Annotated in this window: 15 protein-coding genes; all 15 read right to left on the bottom strand. The window is 63.1% G+C overall.

Features of this window, described 5'->3' with window-relative positions; genetic code table 11:
• Nucleotides 1-4: 4 nt before the first annotated feature.
• Nucleotides 5-1,063 carry a class I SAM-dependent methyltransferase gene (locus H7841_00385; GenBank protein ID MEO5335339.1) on the bottom strand — a complete coding sequence of 353 codons (1,059 nt, stop codon included), beginning with the start codon at nt 1,061-1,063 and terminating at the stop codon, nt 5-7.
• A complete protein-coding gene (locus H7841_00380) occupies nt 1,063-3,204 on the bottom strand; it encodes a hypothetical protein (GenBank protein MEO5335338.1) in 2,142 nt (713 codons plus the stop codon). The genes H7841_00385 and H7841_00380 overlap by 1 nt, the downstream gene beginning before the upstream one ends.
• Nucleotides 3,177-4,316 (bottom strand): SPASM domain-containing protein, encoded by a 1,140-nt coding sequence (locus H7841_00375; protein MEO5335337.1) that lies wholly within the window; start codon nt 4,314-4,316, stop codon nt 3,177-3,179. The genes H7841_00380 and H7841_00375 overlap by 28 nt, the downstream gene beginning before the upstream one ends.
• Nucleotides 4,317-4,331: 15 nt before the next feature.
• Nucleotides 4,332-5,360, bottom strand: coding sequence for an N-acetylneuraminate synthase family protein (locus tag H7841_00370; GenBank protein ID MEO5335336.1), 1,029 nt, complete (start codon nt 5,358-5,360; stop codon nt 4,332-4,334).
• A 4-nt stretch (nt 5,361-5,364) separates the two neighbouring features.
• Nucleotides 5,365-6,450, bottom strand: coding sequence for a radical SAM protein (locus H7841_00365; protein MEO5335335.1), 1,086 nt, complete (start codon nt 6,448-6,450; stop codon nt 5,365-5,367).
• A gap of 126 nt (nt 6,451-6,576) precedes the next feature.
• Nucleotides 6,577-7,371, bottom strand: coding sequence for a hypothetical protein (locus tag H7841_00360; GenBank protein MEO5335334.1), 795 nt, complete (start codon nt 7,369-7,371; stop codon nt 6,577-6,579).
• Nucleotides 7,368-8,264, bottom strand: a complete 897-nt coding sequence (locus tag H7841_00355; protein ID MEO5335333.1) for an AAC(3) family N-acetyltransferase — start codon at nt 8,262-8,264, stop codon at nt 7,368-7,370. The genes H7841_00360 and H7841_00355 overlap by 4 nt, the downstream gene beginning before the upstream one ends.
• The gene (locus tag H7841_00350) at nt 8,261-9,886 is read right to left on the bottom strand and encodes an HAD-IIIC family phosphatase (GenBank protein ID MEO5335332.1); all 1,626 of its coding nucleotides are present in this window, start codon (nt 9,884-9,886) and stop codon (nt 8,261-8,263) included. The genes H7841_00355 and H7841_00350 overlap by 4 nt, the downstream gene beginning before the upstream one ends.
• Nucleotides 9,883-10,968 (bottom strand): hypothetical protein, encoded by a 1,086-nt coding sequence (locus H7841_00345; GenBank protein ID MEO5335331.1) that lies wholly within the window; start codon nt 10,966-10,968, stop codon nt 9,883-9,885. The genes H7841_00350 and H7841_00345 overlap by 4 nt, the downstream gene beginning before the upstream one ends.
• A complete protein-coding gene (locus tag H7841_00340; GenBank protein ID MEO5335330.1) occupies nt 10,965-11,201 on the bottom strand; it encodes an acyl carrier protein in 237 nt (78 codons plus the stop codon). The genes H7841_00345 and H7841_00340 overlap by 4 nt, the downstream gene beginning before the upstream one ends.
• 25 nt (nt 11,202-11,226) lie before the next feature.
• Nucleotides 11,227-12,570, bottom strand: a complete 1,344-nt coding sequence (locus tag H7841_00335; protein MEO5335329.1) for a DUF4910 domain-containing protein — start codon at nt 12,568-12,570, stop codon at nt 11,227-11,229.
• A gap of 5 nt (nt 12,571-12,575) precedes the next feature.
• The gene (locus H7841_00330; GenBank protein ID MEO5335328.1) at nt 12,576-13,529 is read right to left on the bottom strand and encodes a class I SAM-dependent methyltransferase; all 954 of its coding nucleotides are present in this window, start codon (nt 13,527-13,529) and stop codon (nt 12,576-12,578) included.
• Nucleotides 13,526-14,953, bottom strand: coding sequence for a glycosyltransferase (locus tag H7841_00325; protein ID MEO5335327.1), 1,428 nt, complete (start codon nt 14,951-14,953; stop codon nt 13,526-13,528). Before H7841_00325 ends, H7841_00330 begins: the two co-directional genes overlap by 4 nt.
• A complete protein-coding gene (locus H7841_00320; protein MEO5335326.1) occupies nt 14,946-16,856 on the bottom strand; it encodes a hypothetical protein in 1,911 nt (636 codons plus the stop codon). Before H7841_00320 ends, H7841_00325 begins: the two co-directional genes overlap by 8 nt.
• Complete coding sequence (locus H7841_00315; GenBank protein ID MEO5335325.1) at nt 16,856-18,922, bottom strand: radical SAM protein; 2,067 nt, start codon at nt 18,920-18,922, stop codon at nt 16,856-16,858. The genes H7841_00320 and H7841_00315 overlap by 1 nt, the downstream gene beginning before the upstream one ends.
• Between the last annotated feature and the right edge of the window lie 69 nt (nt 18,923-18,991).

Here is an 18,991-nt window from a genome sequence, read left to right as displayed (position 1 = left end):
CGGATCAGCCGGCCTTGGCCGGCCATAGGCGGTTGAGCCCACGGGCGAAATAGCCCGGCAGTGCGCCGCCGGGCGCCAGTCCGTGCAGCAGCAGTTGAATCGCCCGCGCCCAGCCGGGAACCGGACCGCGGTTGCGCAGCAGTCCATAGTCCGAACAGATCAGGTCGCCCAGAATCCGCTGCCGATCGGCCTTGGCGGGTGTGTTCAATACCTTGTCGGAAGGCCGGGCGATAATGCCGTAGGAGCCGTTCTGGAACCATTCGTCCGTCTTGGCGACGATCTCCCAGCCGGCATGAGCGAAGACGGAATCTACCGCTTCGTAGGGTACCAGGCAGCGCACGAAGTTCTGGAAGAAGGCATCCCCAGTGCCCGTTACGCCGGGCAATTGCATGTAGACCACGCCACCCGGCCGCAGGTGGCCCTTGGCGATATCCAGGAACGCCCGCAGGCTCGGCCGGAAATAATAGGCCACGCCCTCGGCGGCGACGGTATCGAAGCTTTCCGGCGGAAAGGCGTCGGCAGTGTAGAGGCCGATCTCGATCGGTATCCCCAGCCGCTGGCAGCCGATGTTGGCGGCATCCGCCCCCGGATCGATGCCTATGGCGTCGAAGCCCCGGTCCCGTAAGGCGGCGCCCAGGTAGCCGTATTCGCAGCCCACGTCCAGGAAGCGTCCCTTGGCGGCATGGGCAGCCACCCAATCGTAGCGCTGGGGATAAGGTGGCAGCTCGCGCTGCTCGCCCCGGCGGCGAAAGCCGGCTTCCAGTTCCGGGGTGGAAATCGTGCCGGCGGGCGCCACGGGGCAGATGGCGGCGTCCGCTTTCTCGGCGGCGCTTCCTTCCGGTTCCGCTGCCGACACGACGGCGACCGTTTCCAGGCCTTCCGGACGGTAGACGTAGCCGCAGTTGTCGCAATGGAAATAGGCTTCGGCGTTCCTCTGGTCGCCGGGAACATGGGCGACGCGGCGCGCCCATTGCGGTTGGCGGGGCGTGTAGAGCGGCCGAAACAGAAAAGTGGTTGCGGAACTGCAGATCGGGCAGGCTATGGTGGAAGTTTCGATGGACATTACTGCATCTCCCTAACGCTTTCGACCGCAAGGGGCCTGCGATAGAACTTCTGGATGGGGAACTTGGCGACGATCCGGGCATATCCAAGCGGGCCGCGGCCGAAGGTATCCAGATACGAATTCATCGACCACTGCTGTTCCGACGTCATGGCGAAGCGCAGGCGGACGGGGAACGGAAGTCTGTAGGCTTCCAAGGTTCCAGGCGCCGGATCGGCGGCAAATCCGCTGACGTCGAACGTGAATTCGCCCTCGTAGACCGCATCCAGTTCGGTGAAGATTCCCCGGATCTGCATGTAATGAAAACGCACGATGTCGTCGACCGCGGCTTCCACCTCGGGCGTGGCCTTGCCGGCACGCCGGATGCATTCCAGGACGGTTGTTCGGGAGAACGGCGCCAGGGCGTCCAGATACTGGGACATGGCCAGACCCTTGTGGGTGAACTGCACGTTAATTCCCAGCTCTCCTCCGATGAAACGCTCCACCACGCCCGGCTCGCGCACGAAACGGCGCAAGCTTTCGGGATCGTCCCACAATTCCTCGCGGATGGCGCGCTCGAAGGAATCGAACAGACCCTGGAGGTCGGCGGGAATCTCGGCGGCGTAGGCGATCTCCATCCACGAGAAGACGGGAATTTCGAGGATCTGAAGAAGCTTTACCAGTCCGGAAAAGATCGCATCCGAATAAAGGGAGTAAAGGATCAGGTGCATTCGCCGGCAGGCGACGTAGTCATCGAAGCTCATGGTGCTAGTCGTCACCACGACGCGCTCGATCTCGGCGGCGATCACGTCCTCGCCGAAGACCTTGAAGTGTCCGAAGCAACGCGGAAAAACCCGGTGTTTCACATTGAAGGCGAAGGTCTTCCGGGTTTCCGGCTCGTCCATGTTGCTGCCCGGCAGCAGCATCAGCGTGTAGCAGTTGATTTTCGGGAAGCCCGCTTCGATCAATTGCGAAATCGACCGGAAATGGGATTCGCGGGTCTCACCCGGCAGGGCCAAGATCAACTCGGTATAGGCGGCGGCGCCGGTTTCCTGGGATTTCAGCGCCAGTTCGATCATCTGGTCGAAAGAGATGTTGTTCCGCTTGATGTTCTTCAGAACCGTCTCGTCCATGCTCTGGACCGAACCGGCCAAGCGCAAGGCTCCCTCCAGGAGCCGGGCCGCTTCGAGCACCCGCTCCTTCTGGTTCTTGCCGGTGGCAACGCTGATGTACTGGGGCCAGTTCCGCGTCTGGCGCGATTCGGCGATGACCCGGCAGGTTTCCAGGTCCTCCTTGAACATCCCGAAGTTGGAATCGGCGATGAACAGATCCTGACGGGCTCCCTTTTCCCGCAGGGGCACCATCCGCTCGGCTATATAGGCGACTTCGGCCGCCGTCTTGGCTGCCGCGTTGCGGTAGATCTTGTTGTAGTACTGGGTTCCCTCGACGCAGAAGGTGCAGGTGAAGGGGCAACCCCGGTTGGTCTGGATGATGGGCATCAGCCGTCCGTCGAAGAATTCGTCCAGCCGGCCCGTGAGATAAGGCGACGGGATGACGGTCAGGTCCTTGATGCGTTCGGCGGGACCGGGCAGGCGGACGGTGCCGTCGGCAGCGATGGAATGAACGGAAGGCAGGTCCAGCGCCTTCACCGCCGCAACGTCGAAGCCGTGGCGACCGAGCGCCGCGATCAGTGCGGCGAAAGCCGCCTCGCCTTCCTTGACGATGTAGAAGTCGATGGCCGGGTGGGAGGCCAGGAACTCCTTCTGCTCCGTCGGCGAGACCGGATAGTTCGGCCCGCCGAAGACGACCACCGTTCCCGGCGCATGGCGCTTGATGGCCTGAGCGAACCGGTAGCCCAGTTCGAAGTTCCAGATGTAGCTGGAAAAGCCGATCGCTTGCGGTGGCGGCCCTTCATCCAGCAGAGCGGAGAGCTTTTCCGGATACTTGATGATCCGGATCGGTTCCGGCAACTCCACCAGGGTTTCGGTGAAGGTGGCGATACCGCCGATGGCATTGGGCATCGGGTCCGACGAAATGGCCTGCTGGGTGTAGGTCAGGTCGCAAAGCCAGACCCGCGCATCCACCTTCGCCCGTCCGGCGCCATCGGCCATGCCCCTTGCCTCCCCTTCCAGCCCGGTCAGGCGGTCTTCGGCTTCTTCTTCCACCGGTTTTCCTTGGCATTCATATCATCGGGATCGAGTTTCTTGCCGGCATTGATCCGGACCGGCAGTTCCCGTCCCTGGACCGTGATGAACTCACCGCTGCTCATCTTGGCGCCCAGGTCGCAGGTTCGGCAGGTCACATGGTTTTCCAGCCGTGTTTTTTCCCGCATGGACTGGCGCAGACGCTTCATGCCCTCGCTGTGCCAGACCGTGTAGACCGATTGGTTGTTGATGTCGCCATAGTTGGTCTTTTCGCCGTAGTCGGAAAAGCACTGGGTCACCTTTCCGTCCCAGCAGATGGCCATGCGGATGAACGGGACGCCACAGATGTAATCCGGGTCCAGATCGTAGGCGTCTTCATTGTGATCGGCGCGGTATTGGTCGGCGATGAAGTTCACCCGGTCGGCGATGGGCTCCCAGAGCTTCAGGTAGTCCTCGGCCGAATCGCGAATGGCCGAAAAGATGGTCTGCACCCGGATCAACGGCCGAATCAGGCCCAGTTCGTCGCGCCGCCTGCGGAAGTATTTCATCTTCGCCACGGTTTCGTCGAACTTGGCCGGATACCGGATGCGTTCGTATACGTCGCCCAGGCCATCGGCGGAAACGCTCACATAGTCGACACCGGTGGTCAATAAGTCGTCGATACCCGCCTCGTCGTACCGCTCGAAGTTGGTCAGGAACGCCACGCTCTTCATCTTCTTTTCGAGCTTGGCGTAGCGGATCATGTCGTGCAGTTGCGGATTGAGCGAAGGCTCGCCGCGCCAGGACAGTTTGATGGAGAAAACCTTGTCGTGGACCTCGTCGACGATCTTCTTGAACAGGTCCATGGACATGTTGCCCATCTTCAGGCCCTGTTCGTACATCTTGCCCTGGCCGCACATGGGGCACTTCATCTGGCAGGCCGCCGAAGCTTCGACCTCGATATGGCAAGGATAATTCGGGGCGATCAGGAATGCCGGGCCGCCATACCATTTGATCCGGTCCCAGACGTGGGGAACCAAGTGACCCTGCCCGAGAAACCATTTGATCTCGCGCCAGCGGTTGGTCATCGAGACATAGTTGTTGACCCGCTTGCGGGTGATGTGGCGGTAAAGATCGAGGGGCGTCAGGGCCATGGGGATCACCTAGGGTCAGTCTTGGACGAGGTCGGAAAACAGGATGGCTTCGTTGGCGGCAATGGGACGGCAGGTCAGGCGGCCGAGCAGGGATTCGGCGGCTGAAGGCGGGACGGCTTCCGGCCGCCACGGCCGAAGGGCGACGATCCGATCGGCGGTGATCGCCGTTCCCATCGGAATATCGACTCGAGCGTACAGGGAACGCCTAAGGGCGGTACGGAAGTACTCCTCACCCGATGCCAACCGGCGTCCTTCGCTGCCGCGCATGCTCTCGACCCGGCGGATATCGTCCACCATCCGGCGGAAATCGGCAATCCCGATGGACAGGGCCTTGTCGGCTACCGCCATGTCGTCTCGCGGCAGGAAATGCTTTTCGACGATGCGGGCCCCCAGAGCCACTGCAGCAACGCAAGCCACCCCCCCCCCCGAATGATCGGAAAAGCCGACCGGGCGCCCGAATCTCTTGCCCAGCCAGGGGATGGTCGCCAGATTTACCTGGTCGTCGGGGGTCGGATAGACGGCGACGCAATGCATCGGAAAGAACAGATCCGCAGGAATCCTGGCTGCCGCGGCATCGATCTCGTCTTCGTCGGAAAGGCCGGTTGAAATCATCACGGGCATGCCTTTGGCCACAACCGCATCGATCAGCGGGTGATTGGTCAGGTCGCCGGACGCGATCTTGAAACAAGGCTGCAGGGGCGCCAGGATGTCCACCGCCTCCAGATCGAAGGGGGTGGCCATGAAGACGATTCCCTGGCGGCTCGCCTCCTCGGCCAAGTCGCGCACCAGCCTTTCCGGCAAGGCGGTGATCCCGAACCTTTCCCGTTGGGTGCGCTGAGGTCCCTGGATGTATTTCAGGACGGGGAACTTGTCGTCGACCAGGGTTTCCGGCTTGAACAGCTGGAACTTCACCACGTCGGCCCCGGCTTCCTTGGCGGCGGCGACGGATTCCAGTGCCAGCTTGTGGTCGCCGCCGTGGTTGCTGCCCACTTCGGCGATGACCAGGGTCCGGCCCGATGCCAGGAAGCTGTTCAGATCGAACAAGGCGTCAAGTCCTTTCGCCGGCATAGGTAAGATTGCCCGTTCCGCCTTGGGCCCGGTCGAAGTCACGGGATGTCGGGTGGTAGGCAAGGTTCAGGATGTAGCCGCAGGAACAGCCCCGGCACCGTTTGGCATACATATCGCGGCAGCGCTGACGATAGACCTTGCCGCCGACGATGTCGGCTAGCCGGGTTTTGCGGATATTGCCCATCTTCGGCAAACCCCAGCAGTTCGAATAGATGTCGCCGTTGGCGTCGACCTCCAGCCCGACATAGCCCAAGTAGCAGGGGATGTCCGCCTGCTTCGGGTCGCGGAAATAGCGGCGGGCGTATTCCAGGGAGGAAAAGGAATTGCCGATCAAGCCTGGCTCGGCGCGCTTGGCGGCGACCAGGCGGTCGACCAGGCGGTCGTATGCTTCCAGGTCGGCGATGGCGAACAGGCTTTCCGAAATCCCTTGGAAGAAATAGGTGCCGTTGTCGATCAGGTTGAAGAAGACCGAGACTTTGTGCCGGCGGCAAAGGTCCAACACTCCCAGGACTTCATCCAGGGTCCGGCTCATCAGGGTGGTGGCAAGCTTGATCGACAGGTTGGGGTAGGTCCCACCGTCCCGCCTGGCGACCAAGGCCTCCAACACCCGGTGGACCTTGGCGGCGTTGCCGGGGACGCCGCGGATGGCGTCATGGGTCGACTCGCCCTCGAAGGACAGGACCAGTTCGCCCAGGCCGGCCTCCAGCAGCTGGTCCAGCTTGCCTTCGCCGAGGGCCAGGCAATTGGTCGTCATGCTGATACCGGAAAACCCGAGGCGCTTCGCCTCAGCGATCATCTCCGGCAGGTCCTTGCGCAAGGTGGGTTCGCCGCCCGAGAACATCACGTCGGTCACCCCGACGCCCCGCAACTGTGCCAGGGCGTCGCAGACTTCGGTCAGCGACAGTTCGCCTTCATGCCGCGTCTCCCAGTAGGAGCAAGTGATGCAGCGGCTGTTGCAGTCGTCGGTCGGCTTCACCTTGGCGAAACGGAATTGCGGAGCCACATCGGCCAACCGGGCCGGCTCGCGCGCCGCCAAGGCGAAAGCTTGCAAGATATCCTGGGTCATCCGGTTTTTCTCGGCCCTCGCAGGAGGGGCGCCACCATGGCCGCCCGATCGCTACGGCCTCATGTTCATGGCGTGAACTACACCGATCCGGCCCCTGCTGTCAATCTGCAGGGTGGGCCGATTCCTTCAGGTCGTCACCTTCATTTGCGAGATGACGTTATGCTGGACGTGAGCGTTGATAGCTTGCAGGTCGGGCCTTGCGGCCAGCAGGGCGATCGCCGCTCCGGTGGAAAAACCGGCCGGATCCCCGGGGGCCAGCTCGGCCAACAGGCGTCGTGCCAGTTCCAGGTCGTCGGCCGTGTCCACGGTCATGCGCAATTCCGGATGGCGCCAGGCGGCATAGGCGCCTTCCGCCAGGAAGGCTCCCAGCCGGAACCGCTCCGGACGGTCGTAGATGAAGAAGGTGGGCGACTGGCGCTCCAGCGGCAGGGCGATTTCCGGCTCGACCCGCTTCAGAAGCTCGACCCGCAGGACTTCCATGGAAACGCCGCGGGGAAAGGTGCGTTCGGCGATCCAGTTGGCCGAATGGCCCATCAGGGTGGTGCAGGCGTAGTCGTAGGCGCCGGCTTCCCAGAAGGCGATTAGGTCGTCGATCGCCGCGCCGTCGACGAAGGGATTGTCGCCGGTCAGGCGCGACAGCACGTCGATCCCATGGGCGTCGCAGGCCGCCAGGGTGCGGGCCAGAACGTCGTCCTCGCTACCCCGGAACACCGGATAGCCGCGGTTGCGGCAGTGGGCGACAATGGGGTTGTCGGTGCCCTCTACCGTGGTCGCGACCACGACCTTTTCCAGTCGCCGGGATTTGCGGGCCCGCAGCACCACCGCGTCCAGCAGGGTGAAGCCCGGCATCACTTCCTGCAGCATCTTGCCGGGCAGGCGGCTGGATCGCATCCGGCATTCGACGACGCCGCCGACGGTCATGGTCTTTCTTCTGGGTCGGGGTGGAAACGCACGGCCGTCTGCAGGGCTGGATGCGGTGCCTTGCCGGGGCTTTCCATATGGATTTCCACCGGCTCGCGGGTGAAGGACCAGGGAGCCTCGGCCAACATCTCGTAGCCGATCCGTTCGGCGTCCTCGATGGTCACCATCTGCATGGGATGGGGCCAGTCCGGCCATTCCACCAGGACGCCGCGTTCCCGCAGCCGCCGTTCCAGCGGAAAGACGTCGGCCCGCACCGGCGTGCCCAGGTAGCGCATGAAGCAGAGCCAGGGCCCGGGAATTTCGTGTCCGCCCATGGAAACCGGGGTGTTGAAGACCATGTGGTACCGGTGATTGCAGCCGTACATATGCTCCAGATGGTGGGCGTGGGTCAGGGATTCGCCGACGCTGGCGCCCAGGAACAGGAACTTGATCGGATAGCGGGTGAGGCGGCCGAACACGCTCATGGCGCCAAAGGCGGACTTGCCGACGATGCCGTCCGCGATCTCGGAGGCCAGGGGGCCGATGGCCGCCACGGAATAGATGGGATGCAGCGACCGCCGGGCCTCCGGCAGGGTGCGGAAGTATTCGGTGAAGGGCCCGGTCTCCGAGGGGCTTTCCTCGTGAATGTAGGGGCCGTTGCTGCGGGCATAGGAATAGAAGAAGGTCGGAGCGATCAGGGTTCCTTCCGGACCAATGGTTTCCTGCAGGCGCTCCAGCACGAAGGCGCACCAGCGCTGCTCCCGCGCCCGGATCGCCTCGCGGTTGAGCTTTGCCGGGTAGGCCGGCAAGGGCAGCCGGGCCATGTCGACGGCCAGGTAGACGATGTCCCCCCGTCCGATGCCAAGGTGCCGCAGGGCGGCGGTGTAGAGGTCGATGGCTTCCTGTTCGTTCATGGCAGGTGGACCCTAATCAGTTCGAGATCGTCGCCGAACCTGGCAAGATAGGCGACCGGGTCGAAATCCAGGACCCCGTCCCGGTCGACCGACAGGCCGATTTCCTCAAGGAAGTTCCGTAAGGGCTCGTTGCGGTCGGTGCGGCGGTAGTCCAGGCGTCGTGGCGCTTCGCCACGCTGCGCCAGATGGGCCAGGAAGACCCGTTCCACCCGCCTTTGCAGGACCCGGCAGGACATGACCAGGGCACGCAGCAGCCCGGTGCCGTCGGTCAGACAGGCCAGGATCTCCCCATGGTCGCCATGGTGATCGCGCAACGTCGCGGTGTAGAGTCGGCCACCTGCCGCCAGGATGGCCGCAACCTCCGTATCGTCGAGCCGGATGCCATTCAGGTTGAACTGGTTGGTCTTGTTAATCAGCTGCACGGCACGCTCCCGGCCGCCTGCGCCGTCGGCATGGATCGTCATTTCCATGCCCAGATCCTTGAGGAAGGCGGTCAGATCGGCGCCCTTGGATGTCGAAGGAACCAAGCCCGCCATACGGCTGCGATACATTTCAGTGCGCCTGCGGTCCTCTGCCGTGACCATCCGGGTCCCGAACTGGCCCGACAGGCGCTCGAGGAACAGCGGATGTTCCTCCACCCGTTCCGGAAACGCCATGCAGGCGACCGCGGGCAGGGCTTGGTGCACTTCCGCCAGTTCGACCGGATTGTCATCCACGAAGACGAAGGAGTCCAAGCCGAGGGAGAGCATCCGAGCCAGTTCGGTAACCTGCGCCGACTTCGAATTGTAGCTGGCCACAACGGCGATGAAATCGTCTTCCGCCAGGACCATGCCGCCTTTCCGGAAGGGGGCCAGGGCATCGGCGGGATCGTTGCGGCTGACCGCCGCCAGGACGACACCCTGATCTTTCAGACGCTTGAGAAGAGTCTGGTAGATGAAGTGAGGATAACCCCTGCCCTCGGGCGCATAGGCAATGCCGTCGACGCCCACTTCGCCGATCACGCCCTGCCAGAGCACATTATCCAGGTCGGTGACCAGGACCTTTCTTGGCGGCCGTTCGACTCCGAGGCGGGCCTCGACGATGGCCTGGGCGGTGGAAGCCATCGCGTCGCCGCCCAGAGGACAGCCGGAGGCCAGATAGGCCCCCAGGGCAAAGGCGCGAGTTGGCAACAGGTGGGCTCCGGCCGCCAACGCCAAGGACATCAGGCCGCCAGCCAGCCGGCGGTCATCCGCGAGATCGGCGAACAGGGGCGGCAAGGCCGCAGGGAGGTAAAGCGCCCTGCGGTTCGTCAACAACGCAGCCCGCTGTTCCGCCCGCCCGAGGACTGCATTCAGGTCGGCGGGCGTGGCCGGAACGCCCGACCGCCAATCGGTTTCCCCGGCGAGATCCCAGGGCAGAACGAACGCCACTTCGGCGGTCTCCGGCGAGGCGGTGCCGAGCAAATGCTGCTGAAGCGTGTTGAACGGCAGGGTACGCAGCGCCAGGGCATAGCCGGCGCGGGCGGCCGCGGCCTTGAGGAACAGGGCGATCGGATCGAAGGTTCCCGATCCGGCCAGCAGCAGATCGAGGGTGGGCCCCCCCTTGAACTCCCTCAGGATTCGCTGGGTCTCCAGGAAGGTCATGGCAGCGCGGCACCCGAAAGAGTGATGGAGGCCCCGGAAACCAGGGGACTCGGATTATCGAGGATCCAGGCCAGTTGGGCCGCGGCTTCCTCGGGTGTCGGCACCGTGCCGCTGGGCGCGCGATCCGCCGCCGCCAGCAGGGCCGCCTTGCCCAGGCCCTTGTTGATCCCACCCGCTACCAGATCGAAGGTGGCGGTGACGCAACGGTGTCCCGTCGGCGCCATTTCCAGGGTCAGGATCTGGGACAGGGTCGGCAGCAGGCTCTTTCCCAGGCTGAACAGCGGCTTGCGCCAGCCGTGGCGGCCGGCGGCCGTTGCCGTCGATCCCACCAGCAGCAGCATGGCTCCCGGCAACCCGCGGCGGGTCAGCAACTTGGCCAGGCCCAGGCATTCGGCCAGGGGTTCGCCAAGATAGTGCCCGATGGCGGCCTTGGGATCGTCCAGGGCCAATAGGCCGACATTGTCGTAGGCCGGCCAGCCGCAATGAACGATGCCGGCGATCGGCAGGTCCAGATTGATGGCCGCGATATCGGGAACGCAGAGGGTTCCCCTCTCGGAGGCGGAACGGGAAACAGGCAAGGCCCTGGACCCGAGTTGTTTTACCAGGGCCCCGCCGATGGCCCCTGTCGCGCCGGTCACCAGAACCACCGCCTCGCCGACCAGGCGGTCTTCCGTCCTTTCGGGGCCGCCGACCGGATCGCGCAGGCGGTGGGTAGTGAAATCGTAGGTCGCCTGGACGTACCGCCGGCCCGATTCGGCATCCGAAATGGCGACTTCGACCCGTCCGGCCTCTTCGTTACCAGAAACCTGGCTGCCGGAAACCACTAGGCGGGTGGGCAGAAAGATGGGAGCGATGAAGGTCAGGCCCATCTTGGTGACCAGGCTGTCCCGTCCCGGCAGGATCATGCCCGCCATGCGCGACAGCAGCCCGGCGTTGAAGGCGCCGTGCAGAATACGGCGCCCGAACTGGGTGGTCACCGCGTAGGAATCGTCGGTATGCAGGGGGTTGAAATCGCCGGACAGGGCGGCGAAGGCATCCGCCTCCGCTTCGCCGACCTCGACTTCGAATCGGGCGTCGGTCATCCGCCGGACCTCTCTTCCAGCAGCAGCCGAACCGCCTGGTAGGAGGTCATCCGTTCCGCGTCGGCGGGGTCGAGCCGGATACCGTATTCGCTTTCGATCGCGGCGGCCATCGACACATTGGCCAGGGAATCCCAACGCTTGGTCGTGACCTGCCGGATCGATTCAACATCGGCCTCCGGCGGCAGGTCTAGGACCACCTTGAAGATTTCCTGAAGGATGGTGTCGTCGAACATCAATACCTCACCGGAAGCGCCGCTCTCAGGCGGAAGGCCAGGGAACGTGGGCCAGATCGACCAAGCCGGCGTTCCGCATGGCTTCCAGGACGGCGACCACGTCAGCATAATCGAGATCGACCTGCAAGGCGATGTCCAGGGCGGAAATATCGCCTTCGAGCCGCAGGATCAGGTGCTGCATGCCGCGCTTGGTGCGGCGGTCCCGCTGCCAGTCGAAATCCAGCTTCAAGCCCGACAGGAACAGCGGCCCGCGAAAGCGCCGGCGCGGATAGACGTTGGTCTGGAGGATCTCGGTCACCTGTTCGTAGAGAACGCTGGCTTCCGCGATCTTGTCTGGGTTCATCGCCGCAGGCCGGTCGTCGGTGGTATGGTAGAAGGGCCACCCACCGTCCGGCCAGCGGTTCAGCGCCACGGTCGGGATGTTTACGCCGGCGGCGTTGGTCACCTTCTCGTCGTTGGTGATGATGGTGTGGCAGAAGGGGCCGTCGATGAAATCGCCGCCGGTCATCTGTTTCAGCACGTAGGCGGTGGCCCTGTCGACCATGGTGTCTCCTTGCAGGGAGCGCTGCAGGCGGAAACGGTCATCGTTGCCCAGGAACTCGCTGAAAAAGGCATAGCGGCACTTGTCGATCAGGGGCTCGTTGTTAGCGAGGAAGGCCAGGGAGCCGATGGTTTCCGGGAGGAACAGCACCTTGATGCCATAATAGCCGCGGTGGCCGCCGGCCTTGAGCCGGTCCGCCTCGCGCCGGACGAAATCGACGGTCGCGACCACGCCGCTGATCGAATCGTTGACCTGCCAAGGATGGCAGGTGGCACAGACGAACAGCAACCATTCGTCGGAAGTGCCGGGAATCGAGAATTCGCCAACCGACAGGAAGCCGGGATCGAAACGGGTGCGGATGGAAACGCGATAACGCCCGTCGCGCGGCAGCCGTTCCCACTGTTCATGGGGCAGGGAGAACCCCCAGTCGCGGTCGTAGTACTTGAAAGCCCATGGAATCGCCTTGGGGCGGTGGGGATTGGTGAACAAATGGGGCGCCAGTTCGTCCCATCCCAATTCGCCTTCGAACGGCAGGCTGTACGAAAGAATGTGGAGAACGTGGTCCCGGAAGTCGACCATCTTTTCCGGCCCGTTCGGGGTCAGGAGTTCCAGCCGGGCCTTCTCCACGACGAATTTTTCGGGCACCTTCCAGGTCCAGATCTTCTGGCCGGAGGGGTAGCGGTGAACCTTCCATTCGTGGCCGGCGGGCAGGTATTCGGCGACGATGTCGAGGGTGGTGTCCATATCCTCGTGGACCAGAGTGCGATGCAGGGGCCAGACCCGCTCCATCAGCTCCATCATCATCCCGGTATCGGGCTTGCCGCTCATGGTGTTCAATCCTTATGGACCAGTGCCGCCAGCACATCGCTGTACCCGTGGCGTATCAGGATGGCGCGATATTCGGCATCCATCCGTCCGAAGAAGGCCGATAGTTCCCCTTTGACCGGCTCGGGCCCGGAAAGATCGGCGGGAAAGGCGAAGCGGTAGCCGATATCCACGCTGGGCTGCCCCGTGCCCGTATCGGCCCAATGGAAGTGGTTGCTCAAAGAATAGGCCTGAATGCGCTCGATCCGGTAACGGCGGTAGCCGAGGCGATCAAACAGCAGAGCCAGGCTCCTTTCCCCATAGTTCATCAAATGGGTCTTGCGGTAGTAGGTGTCGACATAGGCCGGCACCCGGTAGAGGTCGAGCACCGGGTCCCGGTTGTTGGGGACCTCGACGCACATTACTCCGCCCGGCCGCACCCGGGCCATGGCTGCCGTGAGAAAGGCATAAGGGTCGGGCACATGCTCCAGAACGCTGAAATGAAAAACCACGTCGAAGGTCCGATCGGGCGGCAGGTCCTCGACCGGGCAGGACAGGACCTCGGCACCGAAGGTCTTGCGGCAGTATTCGGCCTGGCCGGCATTGAATTCGATCGCGGTGACCCTGCGCACCCGGTCCTTGACCAAGCCCAGGAAGTGGCCCTGGCCGGCCCCGATCTCCAGGAATTCGGTTTTCGCGGCGTCCAAATGGGGAGCCAGGAAATCCAGAACCTTCACGTAGGGATCGTATTCGGTTCCCTTGATGGCCGACAGGCTGGGGGTGAAGGCGTACCCGTCTGCGTACTGCTGACGCACGGTCTCCGGATCGAAATAGGGCGCGGGCAGGAAGGCCAGTCCGCAATTCCGGCATTGCCAGACCGGACAGTCGATGCCGCCCCGGATGCGGCGCGCGGCCAGATCCAGTTCCGTGCCGCCGCAGACGCGGCAGGCTTCGTGGCCGGGATCAGGGGGTGCGGTGGTCATGGGTTCACGGCGGCCCGGGTTGTGACGAATCTCTCGTATTCCTCGTTGCGGCGTTCCCAGAAGCCCACCTTGAGCATCTGTTCCGCTAGCCAGAAGTGGTAGTCGGAATCGATCCTCAGGCCTTCCGCCTCGTCGATCTCGACGAAGCTTACGCTCTTGCCCAGGAAATGTTCTCCGTGCAGGTTATCCAGCGTCAAGGCATAGAGTCCGCCGCGCTCCTCGTAGGTGACCCATTTCTGGTCGTTGACCAGCTTGCGCGGGTAGAGAACGGGTTCCAGGCCGTGAGGGCCAGGCTGCCAATGATAACGCAGGTTGACCCCCACGCCGATTACCGAATCGCAATGGAAGATCGCCAGCGAATGCAGGGCTTCCTCCATATGGGCGGCGGTGATGAAAGGACAGGAGAAGGTTCCGACGACCATCAAGTCGGGCCGGTAGCCTTCCTCCTGGTCCAGCGTCCGCACACAATGGCGCAGCACCTCGGTGGTCGAGACGGTCAAGCGCGCCAACTTGCGTGGCCGGATGAAGGGGACCTCTGCTCCGGCGGCACGCGCCGCTTCGGCGATCGCCTCATCTTCCGTGTCGACGATCACCCGGTCGAAAAGTTTGACCCGCTTGGCCTGTTCGATGGCGTAGGCCAGCATCGGGCGTCCGTGCAGTTCGGTCAGCGCCAGGCGCCGCCGGTAACGGTTCTCGGCCATGATGGGCAGGACGAAAAGGACCTTCCTGTCCTGGAGATCGCGCTCGCGTTCCACGAATTTGGCCTTGACATGCCGACGGGCGATGGCCCGGCGCTCCGCCGCCGTGGTCGACATGCTGTTGTTGTGCTTCCGGTAGTACATCAGCGGAAGCTGAACATTGTAGACGCGGAAACGGTCGACGAAGCGAATCCAGAAATCGTAGTCCTCGTTGAAGCGCAATTCCTCGCTATAGCCGCCGATCACCTCGTAGCAACTCCGGCGATAGAGCGCGCCGGCAGCCAGCGCGCTCCGGTCCAGCAGCTTCACTTCATCGTTGACCTTAGGTTGGCGGATCTGGTCGATCACCTCGCCGTACTGGGTGACTTGGTAGTAATCCGGGAAAACCATGCCGTATTCGGCATGGCGATCAAGGATGTTGGCCAGGACCAGCAGGATGTTCTCATCGAAATAATCGTCGGCATCAAGGCGGATGATGTACTCCCCGCTTGAGGCGCGGATGGCGGCATTGGCGGACCGGGCAAGGCCGATTCCATCCAGGCGCAAGGTGCGCACCATGGGGTGGTGGGCGAACACCTTGATTACGTCGGGGGTGTTGTCGGTGCTCCCGTCGTCCACGACGATGATCTCGAAGTCGCGGAAGGTCTGCTGGAGAACGCTTTCAATCGCCTGGGCCAGGTAGCGACCGTAGTTGTGGCAGGTGATGATGACACTGACTTTAGTCATGTCCGTCCTTCGTTCCCATCAAATCCTTCGGTGCTGTTCCCCGCGCGAGGGCGACCAAGGCGCCCCGGACCCGTCCGACGGCGCCGCCGTCGCCAACGATCCCCAACCGGTCGCGGGCCCGCAGGGTCTGCGGTGCGGGCTCGGAGAGGTCGAGCCGGGCGTAGATGCGTTTCAGCAGCTCGTCTTCGTCGGCGGTGACAAGATCCGGTTCCTCGCGGAAAATCCGGTATAGCCAAGCGCGTTCGTAGAAGTCAAAGCAAACGATATTGCGTTCACAGGCCAGTGCTTCCTCGATCATGGTGGACAGGGTGGCAACGATCAAATCGCAATAGGCAACCAGTTCGTAGGTGTCGAAGCGCTCGTTCTCCATGACCAGTTGGCCGGCGTCGACGGCGGGCTGGAGAATGGCCTCGCATTCCGGCGTGTACCAGAAGCTCGACCGCGGCCGGAAGACCAGCACCACGTCCGGCCGTTCCGCCGCCAGCCGGGCCAGCGTCCGGTAGAAGGCCAGGACAAGTTCGCGCTTGGTCACCTTGCCGGTGCCGGGCGGTGCGACGAGTACCGTGCGCCGCCCCTGGTAAGCCGCGTCGAAGGCGGCGCGGCGTTCTTTGTCCTGGAGCGACCGGTAGACCAGATCGGCTCGCAAGGGACCGGCCACCAGGGCCGGCACGGCATCCCAGTAGGGCGAAAAGTCCAGCGCCTGGTGGTGGGTGGCATGCAGGTGCAGGTCGTAGTGCGCGAAGGCGATTTCCGGGCCAAGGTAGGGGCCGCCGATCATGGCGTGGTGAGTTCCGGCATTGACCAAGCCGTGCCGACGCCCGACGATGGTGCGGGCGATATGGGACACCGTCAGATCGTCGTAGCCCAGGGTAACCGCCGGGCGATGGTGCAGGTGGAAGATTTCCCAGATGTTCAAATAGTGAAGGAAGCGGACAGCAGACATGGCCAGCCGCCAATGGAAAGGTCCGGCGGCGAGGGCGGCCAGCAGGGACGGCAGGATGGCCGGCCCGTACCGAAGAAGTTGACCCTTGAACACCCATTCCGGGGACGGCGGCAGCTCCAGCACCCGGGTGACCTCGCCGCCGCGCTCGCGGATGAAGGCGTCGAGCTTGGCTTCCGAATCCGGTTTAAAACGCCAGAACAGGTAGCAATAGAGGATGGATTCCGGACGGAACTCCTCGCCGTCCTCCAGGAAAAAGGAGTTCCAGCGATTATATTGCGACTTGATCCGCCCCTGGTGGGAATGGGACTGGTCCTCGACGGTTCCGGTATTGGCGTACTGCAGGAAAGTCGCATAGCGAACAGACCGGGGCGGCGGCAGGCGGCGCATGCGCCCGATGTTTAGCCCCAATACTCCGGCGAAGGCCGCTAACGTCTTGCCGGCGCGGAAGATTTCCCGAAGCAGGAGGAATCCCCGCAGCAAGCGAGGCGTTGCCACGCCGGGAATGTCCTTCAACAGGCCGAAAACGTCGGACTGCTCCGGCACGGCCAGGATCGGCGACTCTTCGTCTTCCGCCAGCCTGGTCAGGATGCGGCGGAAGTAGACGGCCCGGCACATCTCCTCAAGCATCAGCTTCTGAAAGCCGATCAGGATTCCTTCGTCGGGATAGAGTCTGCGGAAGGCTCCGGCCAACCAAGACCGACCGATCCGGTCTCCCAGGGAGCGGATCCTTTCCGGCCCTTCGTTCCGGGCCAGATAGAGCTCGTCCGGATAACGCCAATGGTCGATCACGCCGATCCGGATGCCGGGGACCCAGCGACGGCAGCGGATAACCAGGGCCTCGACGTCAGGGGGATCTTCGGCTAGGCCGAAGCCGTCGATCACGCTGAAGCCACCGTCCCGCCGGACCTGCGGCAGGACGAGCAGGAACCTGAGGAAGGAGAAGTCTTGAAAGACGATCATCAGGGATTCTGTCTACCCGAGGGCAGCGTTCCAGCTTCTTCTCGGTCGCGGCAGGTCCGCCAAAGGCTGCGGATCGACCCAGACGATTCGAGATGGCGCGGAAACCAAAGCGCGATATCGCCACCGAAGAGTCCCTGTCCGGCTTTGACCCAATCGCGCAGACGTTGACCATTGATGTTCAAGACGTAGCTGGTTGGGCGTTCGAAGCTATCCAGATTTTGTCCTTCCGTTCCGGCCCGGTACCAACCTTCCAGGTCGTACCCCAGGTCCAGGGAACGGGGAGCGAAGGCCTCTTCCTCCAGCTTGACGATACGGCTGAAGTCACGCACGCAGCAGGCCCAGACGCGGGCATCTTCGACCTGGGCGCGAGTTCGATCATCCAGACCGCCGGGCCGCCGTTCCAGCAAGGCCACCAATGCGCGGTACCCCAGATCGATGGCCTCGAACCCCTTTTCGATCAGGGCCAGGGTGCGGTATTTGCGCATTAGGTTATCGCCGATCTCACCCCGCAAGAGCTTCTCGTAATTCTCGTCCCGGCTGAAGAAGGCCCTGAGTTCCTCCGGGCTATCGAACAGTTCTCCGACGCTTTCGGTCAAATAGGTGCGGTAGAGGTCGGCCAAGGGCGTCAGCGCCTCGTTGGTCTGCTGCCAGATCCAATGGATGAAGTCGAAGCGCTCCACTCCCCATTCAGTCAGATGCCGGTCGAAAACGTCGAACTGGGTATGGGCATACAGGCTGAAGATGAAGCTGAAGCCCCGGCAGTCGCGATAATCCTCGAAAGGCATGGAATTGGTGCCGACACAGACCTCCTCGATCTCGAAACATCGCCGTTCCCTGTAGGTGCCGAATTGACGGGGCAGAAGCCGGAATTTAGTGATCATTCCGTATTTTTCGCGAGTCGCGGCGGCGGCCAGTTCGGTTCCCTTGAGCAGCATCGTGGTGAAAGGCTGGGACCGCTGGACATTGGAACGGCAGAGCTTGCGGATGCCCTCGAAGAAGGTCTCCTTCGTCTCCTCCGGCAAGGGCACGATCATGTCGGCATAGGTCTTAATGCCCCGCTTGCGCAGTTCCACATAAATTTTGTCCATACCCTCGCGGTCGCCCAGGTTGACCCGCTGGATGGCGCGCGTGGTGTCCGGGTTCAATGACTGCGGGGAAATCGAGATGTCGATCCGCTTCTGCAGGATTTCCGCCACCCGTAACAGCCGTTCGAATTGGGACTTGCCGGTGGATACCGAAAAGGCCTGCGGCCAGCCGAAACGGTCCTGAAGATCGCGGATGTGAATGGCGATTTCCTCGTCGCGCTTCAACATGCCGAAATTGGAATCGGCGATGGCCAAGGGAATATCCTTGGCTCCTTTCATTCGGGCGGCGATGTAATCCAATTCCCGCTTGATCCGCTCGATGCTGAATTCGGCGACCTTGCTGTACCACTTTTCCCCGGCCGTGCAGTAGGTGCAGGCATAAGGGCAGCCACGGGCGGATTCGATGAACGGTTTATGGGTGCCGTCGAAGAACTTGTCCATCATCCCGGAAAGGTAGGGCGACGGGATGACATCCAGGTTCTGTAGGCGGGGCGGAGCGGGCGCGATCCGCAGGGAGCCCGATCCGGGATCAATCGCCGCGACGCCCGGCGGGGGATTGCGCTGTAATTCCCGCCTATCGGTACCCTCGTGCAGCGCCTTCAGCAGCGACGCGAAAGCCACCTCGCCCTCGTTGAAAACGTAGAAGTCCACCTCCGGGCGGCTCAGCAGATAGGCATGTTGCTCTCCCGCTTCGGTCGGGAATTCCGGCCCGCCGGTAATGGCGATCATCCGTGGATTACGCTCCCGCGCCAGCGTGAAGACGGTGCGGGACAGTTCGGCATTCCAGCAATAGTTGGTCAGCGCCAGGACTTCCGGCGTCTCCGTATCCAGCAGGGCGAGAACGTCCAGCGGGTCGTTATGCAGCGAGAACGTCACATTGTCGGCGCCGATCCGGTCCTGCGCATAGCTGGCAAGGAGGCCGAGAGCCAGGGGCATGTAGCCCGAATGCCGGCCCACGGTGGCGTGGGCCAGGTCACCCATGACGATTTTCCAGGGATGATTTTCCATGGCGGATTTGTCCTGCTCTCGGTTCGGGGTGGCTTTGCCCGG

Source organism: Magnetospirillum sp. WYHS-4 (assembly GCA_039908345.1).
In the GTDB taxonomy this organism is placed as follows: domain Bacteria; phylum Pseudomonadota; class Alphaproteobacteria; order Rhodospirillales; family GLO-3; genus JAMOBD01.
The sequence above is the reverse complement of the archived record's forward strand: the minus strand, read 5'-3'. Positions and strand labels throughout refer to the sequence as shown.